This is a genomic window from Vibrio sp. JZG10 (assembly GCF_054064075.1).
The window spans coordinates 1-1,765 of the sequence record NZ_JBSUGE010000052.1 but is presented as its reverse complement, the minus strand read 5'-3'; the positions used below and the strand labels follow the sequence as shown (position 1 = coordinate 1,765).

The following is a 1,765-nucleotide window of genomic DNA, read 5'->3' as shown; positions in this document are numbered from 1 at the left end:
CCGTCATTCCGCAGCCAATTTCAGAATTAAAACAATGTGATCCAGTGATCGTTTACAAATGTTAGTGCGACAGACCTCTTGACCGCGATCCCCAGTTTTGATCTATTACTGTTATTTAACGGTCACTTTATTATGTCTGCTGCTCAACCTGTCATTAAACGCCTAGATCACTTAGGGCTGATCGCTGCTTTCTGCCATGAAATCGGCTTACCTGGTATTATTGATCGCGTCATTCCCAAGTACTCGGATCATAACGTTTCACATGGCGATGCGGTCTTGGCGATGATTCTCAATGGTCTTGGCTTTCACAGCAGAACGCTGCATATGTTTTCTGACTTCTTCGAGACGAAGCCTGTTGCCAAGTTGCTTGCTAAAGATATTGAAGCTCACCATTTAACGGACGATGTACTCGGACGCACGTTAGATGCTTTATATGAAGCAGATGTCTCCGCACTTTATCAAGCGATTGCAGAGCATGTCGTTGATAAGCTAGGACTTAAAACAGACTCTGTACACCTTGATATCACTAGCTTCCATGTCGATGGTGAATACGCCCAGGACGAAGATCTTAATGCCATCAAGCTGGTAAAAGGCTACAGCCGAGACCACCGTCCAGAGCTAAATCAAGTGGTCCTTGAGTTGATTTGCGAAAATCAAGCTGGCCTGCCTGTTTACATGCAAGCGCTTAGTGGTAACACCAATGATGCTAAGGCATTCTCAGAAGTCACTAAACGGCATATTCATTGCCTGAAGGCAGCTCAAAACAGTCGCTACTTCATCGCCGATGCCGCTTTATACACCGAAGAGAGCATTCGTTCACTGGATGAGCAACAACAGAAGTTTATTACGCGTGTTCCAATGACCATTAAATCAGCCAAAGAGGCCTTAATGAACCTTGAGCCAGAGCAGCTGAGCCATATCGGCAATGGCTACTCGGGTTGTTGGGTTGACGCTGATTATGGCTCGGTATCTCAGAAGTGGCTGTTGATTCATAGTGAACAAGCAACCAAGCGAGAACAGGTAACGTTTTATAAGAACTTAGACAAAAATATCACCAAAGAGCTGAAAGCGCTGGGACAACTAAAGAAAAAGCAGTTTGCTTGCGCAGTGGATGCCGAGCAAGCAATGAGCGACTTCGCCAACCAGTGTCATTTGCTTGGCTTCGCGCAATCAACCATCGTTAAAGAGCCAATTTATTCAGGTCGTGGTCGGCCGAAGAAAGATGAAAAGCCGACGGGATACCACTATTTGATAGATGCTACGCCTTATACCGATCTAGAAAAGGTGAAACTGGCCAAGCTTAAAGTAGGTATGTTTATTCTCGCCACCAACGATACTGACAACACCGACCTAACAATGGTTGCATTGCTTGAACATTACAAGTCTCAGCAAAAGGTCGAGCGCGGCTTTCGCTTTTTGAAAAGCCCTGAGTTCTTAACATCATCAATTTTCCTGAAGAAACCTCAGCGAATCGAGGCACTACTGATGATCATGACGCTGAGCCTACTCGTCTACGCAAGCTTAGAGCACAAAATCCGAGAGAGTCTCACTAAGACCGAGGAATTCTTTCCTAGCATGGTAAAGAACAAGACGACAACTAAACCGACGGCACGTTGGGTATTCTTAAAATTCGAAGGTATCGACACACTCGAATTTGGCGGCCAAAGCTTCATAACGGGTGTTCAAGAGCATCAGACTCGGCTGCTTAAGCTTCTTGGTGTTCTGTATGAAGCAGTTTATTCCTAAATTGGCTGCGGAATGACGG

General features: G+C 45.4%; 1 protein-coding gene. It reads left to right on the top strand.

What is annotated here, in order from left to right:
- Window positions 1-132 precede the first annotated feature (132 nt).
- Entirely contained in the window at window positions 133-1,746 is a 1,614-nt protein-coding gene (locus ACWYVB_RS24045; RefSeq protein WP_161749674.1) for an IS1634 family transposase, read from the top strand.
- Window positions 1,747-1,765: the final 19 nt, after the last annotated feature.

Coding starts and splice junctions, on each gene's coding strand:
- ACWYVB_RS24045 (WP_161749674.1), top strand. CDS start 133: ATGTCTGCTGCTCAACCTGTCATTAAACGCCTAGATCACTTAGGGCTG.